The sequence below is a fragment of the Bacillus sp. ISL-75 genome (genome assembly GCF_018613095.1).
Map to the genome: position 1 here is coordinate 35,455 of NZ_JAGGQX010000036.1, position 6,493 is coordinate 41,947.

The window sequence follows — 6,493 nt, forward strand, 5'->3', positions numbered from 1 at the left end:
AGGTGGAAAATATATTTTGATTAAAATTTACCTTGACGGCGGGCATGGCGGCAAAGACAGCGGGGCGGCGGGTAATGGGTTAAAAGAAAAAGATATAACTTTAGATATTTGTAAAATGATTGAAAAAGGTTTAAATGACTATGAAAATATTCAGGTAATCCAATCAAGGACAACTGATATTTTTGTTGAATTGACTGATAGAACGAAAAAAGCCAATAACGCCAATGCTGATGTTTTACTATCTATTCATTGCAATAGTTCAACAGGGGCAACCGCAAAAGGTTTTGAATCACATATTTATCCTAATAGCGGAGCGGCAACTTCAGCTTTTCAAAATATTATTCATAGTGAGATTATGAAAGCGCTTGGAAAAGATGTTGAAGATCGAGGAAAAAAACAATCTAATTTTCATATGCTACGTGAAGCAAAAATGAAATCAATCTTGACTGAAAATTTATTTGTCAGCAATGCGGCTGATGCTAAACTTTTAGATCAAGAAGATTTTAAACAAAAAATTGCACAAGGGCATATAAACGGCTTGGAAAAATTTCTTGGTTTAAAAAAATCAGCGCAACCCCCGCCGGAATCGATACCAAGCGGCAAATTGTGGATTGTTCAAGTTGGGGCTTTTGAACAACAAAAAAATGCTGAAGCTTTAGCGGCAGATTTAAAAAAACAAGGGTATAGACCTTTAATAAAATACGAATAATATAGTTAGTTGATTGAGTTGAGAGTGCCATGTTGATTATCACCTTTTCTTTTCGATAAGATTCTCATGCAAAAAACCGCCGCCTATGCAACGGCGGTTTTTTTATCGTAAATTTACGTTTAATATCGGTTTGTCCCTATAATTGGTAATGCTAAAAAGATAGGTACAGCACAAAATATTATCACAGGGCTGATGTCTTTTAACGGGCTTAAAAATGTGAACCTAGATCATGATCTAGTAAGCCTAGAAAGTGTTTTGTGATTTCTCGACTAACAGAACCGCACCAAAAAATTATGCTTCTTTTCTACATGGAATGGCTACCATGTAAAAAATCATGTTTTCCTCCTATTCGGTATATTTAAGCACACCAAACCAAAAACTAATATTTACAAGGGCTATCCTCCCAATGTAGATCAAAGAAAAAAAGAAGCCTTCATAGGGGCTTCTTTTTTCGTTCAGCTTCTATAACCTTCTTTATATTTTCCTCAATTAATTTGTTCCAATGAAAAGAACATAAATGATTAAACGAATAAGCGCCGCCTTTATTGCAATGCAAACAACGCCTTGTTATATAAACCATTAACAACACCTCTTTTTTATTTTTCCCTAAAAATTTTTAATATAACTATGGACAAAAGTATATAGATATGTTATTATTAAAGAGTAGTAAAGAAACAACAACTTAAAAACAAAAGGGGAAATACAAAATGACAAAAACAGCAAAATACCTAGAATTATTCTTTGATGAAAAGGAAATCCAATATGAAGCTTTTGAAATCGATCATAACGGCAATATACATTTAATCGATACTGATGTTGTTATTGAAGCAATTAAAAATGCACCGGCAAGGGAACAAGATCAAGTTGCTAACACTTTAAGAAAAATTGATTTTGCAAATGGCAACGTAAATCACTTCTTGAAATTTTTAGCGGAACAATTTGTAAAAACACAATATTAAAAAGGGGCTGAAAAGCTTCTTTTTTTATTTAAATAACTATGGACTTTTGTCTATAAAAATGCTATAATGAGGTGATGCCTAAAAATCCGGCGATCTTGAAAAATATTTTTGAATATACTATGGACAATTGTACATAAAGATGATATAATAAATTATAAGCTAATCAAGGGGGAAACAAAAATGAAAATATTTTACACTTATCAAAAAATGGATGAAATCGAAAATAAATTTTGGGTAATCGGTAAAATTGAAGGAAAAGTTGTTCAGGTAGTTGGAAGCCATTATTCAAGAATCAAAGCTTTCAAATTAGCAAAGAAAATGAATGAGGATCAGGGGGAATAAAATCCCCTAATATTTTTGAAATAACTATAGACAAAAGTTCATAATAATGTTATAATATTTATATAAGGTAATCAAAAACAACTTAAAGGGGAAATGACAAAATGAAAAAATTTAACGAAACTAGACCAACAGTAACAGCAGAAGAAAGCAACGGATTGAAGGAGATCATGCAAGCCCAAATTAAAAGAATTGAAGCGGCAAAGAAAGAAAGAGAAAAGCAAACAGCAAGCTTGAAAGCAATCAGAGAAGCACAACTAAAAAGACAGGGGCGGTTATAAGCCGCTTCTTTTTTTTGCCTAAAAATAACTATGGACTTTTGTTTATAATTATGCTATAATTAATTGATGGGTAAAATCCGGCGATCCTGAAAAATATTTCTTTTTATTTTTAAATATACTATGGACTTTTGTCCATAATAATGCTATAATAAATTATAGAGTTAATCAAACAAAACAAACACAAAAGGGGAAATGACAAAATGGCAACTAACAGAGAAATGATCGAAGAAACAGCAATGATGATTGGTTATGAATACGATGGGGAAAACCTTAAAACTTTTCAAGAATGGGCAAAAGAAGGACAAGTTGTTAAAAAAGGTGAAAAGGCATTTTTAGCCCTTGAATTATGGAAGCCATTCACAAAGAAGCTTGTAGACGAAAATAACAAGCCGGTGATCGATCCAGAAACAGGCAAGCAAAAAGAAGAAACACGCTTCATGTTGAAGCTATCACACCTATTTACACCGGATCAAGTCGAGAAGGGCGAGATCAAGAAGAAAAAGAAAACAGCAAGCAAGAAGAAAAAAGCGGCTTAAATAGTCGCTTCTTTTTTTATAAATACTATGGACAAAAGTATATAGTGATGCTATAATAAATTATAGAGTTAATCAAAGGAGGAAAAGAAAAAAGAGATTATGAAAAATTACACAATGGAAATTTTATTAGAATTAGTTGAACAAAATCCGCAATTGAAAAATATAGGGGTTTATGATGTTATGGCTTTAGTACAAAAAGTATTAAAAGCGCAAAAAGTTGTTGATGAAAAAATTAAAAATAAATCTAATTGAAAAATAACTATGGACAAGCGTTCATAGATATGATATACTTAAGAAGTAGTAAAGAAGCTAAATACGTTTTGGAGGTTGATCCAATGGAAGAGAAAAAGACAAAATTATTATCAATTAATGAAAGGATTGCAAAGGCTGAAAAATCTAATGATGTTACTGGTTCAATGCGAAATGAACCTAATTTTAAATTAATGGCTGAAGCATTAATAAACTATTATAATGATTTAGGGTGGGATTTTAATGGCAACAATTAAAAAAAATAAAGATTTAACAGCAACTATTGTTTTAGATGATGATCGGATTTTTGAAATCCTTGAAAATAATGATATCAAACCTTCACAAGCAAAAATAAACAAGATCAAGAAAATTTTCAATGAAGCTTATCCTGATTTCATGGAACAGCTTGAAGAAGCGCTTGAAGAAATTGTTGAAGAAATAGCGAATGAGGAATGGGGAGAATAATTCCCCTTCTTTTTAAAAAAAAATAAATGTGGACAAGCGTTCATAGTTATGATATACTTTAGAAGTAGTAAAAATAAAAAACATACACAAGGGGAGAAATTCAATCATGAAAACAATCAAAAAATTATTCAAGTGGGCTTTTATCTTATTCGGTGCAATTATCGCTTTAGTTATTGTAGTAGCTATTTTTTCCGGTGACGATGAAGAAGTTTCAACAGGAACAAAAACAGAAGTTTCAACAACTTCAAAAACAGATCAAAAAGCGGTTGCTAATGAGAAAAAATTCAATGCGGGTATTTCAAAAACTTTTGGCGGTATGATCATTAACATTGCTGAAGTAAAAGTAACTGAAGATAAAATTGTTATAGGAATGAATTTTGAAAACAGTACAACTTCAAAACTTTCATTTTATCCTGATCAAGGAAGCGCAATTATCGGATCAATGCAATTATCAGCTAACATGTTCATGGGAAGCGGCGAAATTTCCGGTGATATTAATTCAAAAGTAAAAATGGATGGAACAATTGAGTATTTAGCGCCGGAAGGTAAAAAGATCGATGTAAAGAATATAAAAGAAATTAAACTTGATATGGGCGATATTTACAATGAATCAACTTATGATGCAGTAACGGCTACAATTGCAATTCCAGTAAAATAGATCATTCAAGGCTTGCTGAAATCAGCAAGTCTTTTTTTTAATATAACTATGGACAAAAGTATATAATCATGCTATAATAAATTATAGAGTTAATCAAACAAAACAACTTGGAGGAATGACAAAATGACAACTTTTAATTACACACCTGAAATGAATGAAAGCAAACCGCACCATAAATTTTATGATATGGAAGTTCAAGCTTCATACGATTGGAAATATCAATACATTGTAACACCGCTTGAAATTAAAGGACGGGGAATTACATTCATTGGTAAGATCGATCCTAAGAATTATACCTTGCCGGATCGGATAGCTTACAAAATCGGATGGAATGAATACAAGGTTACAAACAACGCTTTTGATAAGCTTGAAGAAAAATATAAAATTGTTCGTGAAGCGCTTCTTGATTAAGAAGTGCTTTTTTTTATCGCTATGGACATTAGTTCATAAAAGTGATATGATATAAAGAAGAAATAAAAAAAGGAGCAAACAAAATGATGAAAAGAGAAAAAGCGGCTGAATTTATTAAAGCTAATGTTTTAGGTTCAAACGATGTTCAAGAAATGCTGAAAGTAAATCGTTCAAGATTAGCGGCAATGGTTGAAGCGGGGCAATTAATTCCGATCAAAGAATTGAAGCGGGAAAAATTATTTTGGTTGCCTGATGTTGAAAAGCTGAAAAGTGAAATGATTTTAGATACAAGAACAAACCTTTATAAAATGGAGGGCTTGAAGGATGAACAATAGAGAAGATGAACTAATTGAATTAGCAAGAAAATATGTTGCTGAAGCTGAAGCCGATTCACTTAAAAATCCGGCAACGGATGAAATACAAATTGTAGTTGTGGAGCCGAACAAAAAGCCTTATAAAAAGATCATGAAAAATGATCTTAAAGCAATGAATGAAATTGTTGGCGGCTATATTGAAGTTATCAATATTGGAACAACCAAAAGCGGCGGGCGGGTTGCTATAACCTTAAATGAAGAAGGAAAATTAATGGGGTTGCCTGTTAACCGTGCAATAGTTGGTTTTGATATCTTGGTTGGTACCTTTTTTATAACAGCTTATAACATGGAAGGTGATAATATCAGCCTGACAGATCAGGAAGCAAATTATTATATAAAACGGTTTACACCGGTTGAAGTTTATTTATGAAAATAATTTTAATGTTTTTAATGATATTCCTGTTTTTTATTGTTCCAATTGCTGTTGGTTTATGGTTTTTACAAGGTGGAGATTTAACAAACCTTGCAAAAGGTTGTTTTAATGTAAAAGGCTGTTAATAAGAAAAACCCCTTCATTTTATTGAAGGGGTTTAACCAAAAGAAGAGAAAAATGCCTACACAACGCAAAAAGAAAATTGGTGAAATCATCTTTGATAATAGCATATCCAATATTGGAGGAAAAACAACATGGTTTATATAAAAGATGGAAGAAATTATAAAACGTTAAAAGAAATTGCTGTTGAATATAAGTTGTCATTGGAATTGATTCAAGGAAGGGCGGCAAGGGGCTTAAAATCGATTGAAGAATTGACCAAGCCTAAATATCACAACTTTAAATAAAAAGGCTTAAAAGCCATTCTAGGGAGAATCGAATGTTAAAAATAACACTTGATGAAAAGAAAATTGAAGAATTATTCTTAGAGGAATTGAGAATAAGATTACAAAAAATTGAAAAAAAACATACTTTTTGGGATGCTGAAGAATTGTGCCAACAAACTTGTATGAGCATAAATAATATCAAAGAAAAATTTTTTTATGATCCGAGATTTCCAAAATATAAAGTAGGCGGCAAATGGTATTTTCCCGCTAAAGAATGCGAAGAATTTTTATTAATGTGGATTAAAGAACAACCTAGAAATTAAAAAAAATGCTTAAAACCGCTTCTATACAGTTTAGAAGCGGTTTTCTTTATGCCGATTTTGAGCGATTAACAATTGAAAGGAGGTTGGCAAATATGGGAGGAATACCAACACTTGATTATAGTATGTACGTTTATTTTTTGAATAATCAGCCTAAAATGATATTAACCGTAAAATTACGGTTAATAACGTCTAAATGCATTTTTGGGGTTGATCTTATGGAAGAGAGAAAAACAGGCTATAATATTGAAAAAGCATTAAATGTAGATCATATTAAAAATGTAAATTGCATATTAATTAATGAACCTGATATTGATCTTTTTGCAGAAGCTTTTTATGACATTTATATTAAACCTTGATAACACTGATTTTATCAGTGTTATTTTTATTGAATTTATTTGTATGTCAATAAAAAGACTGGATGAAACCGTTC

General features: G+C 31.4%; 15 protein-coding genes. All 15 read left to right on the top strand.

Annotated features, from left to right (window positions below; all coding sequences use genetic code 11):
- Positions 1-16 precede the first annotated feature (16 nt).
- A complete protein-coding gene (locus J7E63_RS15705; protein WP_215013995.1) occupies positions 17-709 on the top strand; it encodes an N-acetylmuramoyl-L-alanine amidase in 693 nt (230 codons plus the stop codon).
- A 707-nt stretch (positions 710-1,416) separates the two neighbouring features.
- Positions 1,417-1,668, top strand: coding sequence for a hypothetical protein (locus J7E63_RS15710; RefSeq protein WP_215013997.1), 252 nt, complete (start codon positions 1,417-1,419; stop codon positions 1,666-1,668).
- Positions 1,669-1,848: 180 nt separating this feature from the next.
- Entirely contained in the window at positions 1,849-2,010 is a 162-nt protein-coding gene (locus J7E63_RS15715; protein WP_215013999.1) for a hypothetical protein, read from the top strand.
- Between the two features lie 101 nt (positions 2,011-2,111).
- Positions 2,112-2,288, top strand: a complete 177-nt coding sequence (locus tag J7E63_RS15720) for a hypothetical protein (RefSeq protein WP_215014001.1) — start codon at positions 2,112-2,114, stop codon at positions 2,286-2,288.
- 200 nt (positions 2,289-2,488) lie between these two features.
- Positions 2,489-2,824 carry an ArdC-like ssDNA-binding domain-containing protein gene (locus tag J7E63_RS15725; RefSeq protein WP_215014003.1) on the top strand — a complete coding sequence of 112 codons (336 nt, stop codon included), beginning with the start codon at positions 2,489-2,491 and terminating at the stop codon, positions 2,822-2,824.
- 99 nt (positions 2,825-2,923) lie between these two features.
- The gene (locus tag J7E63_RS15730; protein ID WP_215014005.1) at positions 2,924-3,076 is read left to right on the top strand and encodes a hypothetical protein; all 153 of its coding nucleotides are present in this window, start codon (positions 2,924-2,926) and stop codon (positions 3,074-3,076) included.
- Positions 3,077-3,159: 83 nt separating this feature from the next.
- Positions 3,160-3,330: a hypothetical protein gene (locus J7E63_RS15735; protein ID WP_215014007.1), complete on the top strand. Its 171-nt coding sequence runs from the start codon at positions 3,160-3,162 to the stop codon at positions 3,328-3,330.
- Positions 3,317-3,538 (top strand): hypothetical protein, encoded by a 222-nt coding sequence (locus J7E63_RS15740; RefSeq protein ID WP_215014010.1) that lies wholly within the window; start codon positions 3,317-3,319, stop codon positions 3,536-3,538. Before J7E63_RS15735 ends, J7E63_RS15740 begins: the two co-directional genes overlap by 14 nt.
- Before the next feature lie 106 nt (positions 3,539-3,644).
- A complete protein-coding gene (locus J7E63_RS15745) occupies positions 3,645-4,196 on the top strand; it encodes a hypothetical protein (protein ID WP_215014012.1) in 552 nt (183 codons plus the stop codon).
- A 123-nt stretch (positions 4,197-4,319) separates the two neighbouring features.
- A complete protein-coding gene (locus J7E63_RS15750; RefSeq protein ID WP_215014014.1) occupies positions 4,320-4,607 on the top strand; it encodes a hypothetical protein in 288 nt (95 codons plus the stop codon).
- 83 nt (positions 4,608-4,690) lie between these two features.
- The gene (locus J7E63_RS15755; protein ID WP_215014016.1) at positions 4,691-4,942 is read left to right on the top strand and encodes a DNA-binding protein; all 252 of its coding nucleotides are present in this window, start codon (positions 4,691-4,693) and stop codon (positions 4,940-4,942) included.
- The gene (locus J7E63_RS15760; protein ID WP_215014018.1) at positions 4,932-5,351 is read left to right on the top strand and encodes a DUF3846 domain-containing protein; all 420 of its coding nucleotides are present in this window, start codon (positions 4,932-4,934) and stop codon (positions 5,349-5,351) included. Before J7E63_RS15755 ends, J7E63_RS15760 begins: the two co-directional genes overlap by 11 nt.
- Positions 5,352-5,608: 257 nt before the next feature.
- Positions 5,609-5,761, top strand: coding sequence for a hypothetical protein (locus tag J7E63_RS15765; RefSeq protein WP_215014019.1), 153 nt, complete (start codon positions 5,609-5,611; stop codon positions 5,759-5,761).
- A 32-nt stretch (positions 5,762-5,793) separates the two neighbouring features.
- Complete coding sequence (locus J7E63_RS15770) at positions 5,794-6,063, top strand: group-specific protein (protein WP_215014021.1); 270 nt, start codon at positions 5,794-5,796, stop codon at positions 6,061-6,063.
- Positions 6,064-6,155: 92 nt separating this feature from the next.
- Positions 6,156-6,419, top strand: a complete 264-nt coding sequence (locus J7E63_RS15775; RefSeq protein ID WP_215014023.1) for a hypothetical protein — start codon at positions 6,156-6,158, stop codon at positions 6,417-6,419.
- The last annotated feature ends 74 nt before the right edge of the window (positions 6,420-6,493 follow it).

Bases quoted from the DNA above. Each gene is read 5' to 3' on its own strand.
- J7E63_RS15710 (WP_215013997.1), top strand. From the start codon at position 1,417: ATGACAAAAACAGCAAAATACCTAGAATTATTCTTTGATGAAAAGGAA.
- J7E63_RS15715 (WP_215013999.1), top strand. From the start codon at position 1,849: ATGAAAATATTTTACACTTATCAAAAAATGGATGAAATCGAAAATAAA.
- J7E63_RS15720 (WP_215014001.1), top strand. From the start codon at position 2,112: ATGAAAAAATTTAACGAAACTAGACCAACAGTAACAGCAGAAGAAAGC.
- J7E63_RS15725 (WP_215014003.1), top strand. From the start codon at position 2,489: ATGGCAACTAACAGAGAAATGATCGAAGAAACAGCAATGATGATTGGT.
- J7E63_RS15730 (WP_215014005.1), top strand. From the start codon at position 2,924: ATGAAAAATTACACAATGGAAATTTTATTAGAATTAGTTGAACAAAAT.
- J7E63_RS15735 (WP_215014007.1), top strand. From the start codon at position 3,160: ATGGAAGAGAAAAAGACAAAATTATTATCAATTAATGAAAGGATTGCA.
- J7E63_RS15740 (WP_215014010.1), top strand. From the start codon at position 3,317: ATGGCAACAATTAAAAAAAATAAAGATTTAACAGCAACTATTGTTTTA.
- J7E63_RS15745 (WP_215014012.1), top strand. From the start codon at position 3,645: ATGAAAACAATCAAAAAATTATTCAAGTGGGCTTTTATCTTATTCGGT.
- J7E63_RS15750 (WP_215014014.1), top strand. From the start codon at position 4,320: ATGACAACTTTTAATTACACACCTGAAATGAATGAAAGCAAACCGCAC.
- J7E63_RS15755 (WP_215014016.1), top strand. From the start codon at position 4,691: ATGATGAAAAGAGAAAAAGCGGCTGAATTTATTAAAGCTAATGTTTTA.
- J7E63_RS15760 (WP_215014018.1), top strand. From the start codon at position 4,932: ATGAACAATAGAGAAGATGAACTAATTGAATTAGCAAGAAAATATGTT.
- J7E63_RS15765 (WP_215014019.1), top strand. From the start codon at position 5,609: ATGGTTTATATAAAAGATGGAAGAAATTATAAAACGTTAAAAGAAATT.
- J7E63_RS15770 (WP_215014021.1), top strand. From the start codon at position 5,794: ATGTTAAAAATAACACTTGATGAAAAGAAAATTGAAGAATTATTCTTA.
- J7E63_RS15775 (WP_215014023.1), top strand. From the start codon at position 6,156: ATGGGAGGAATACCAACACTTGATTATAGTATGTACGTTTATTTTTTG.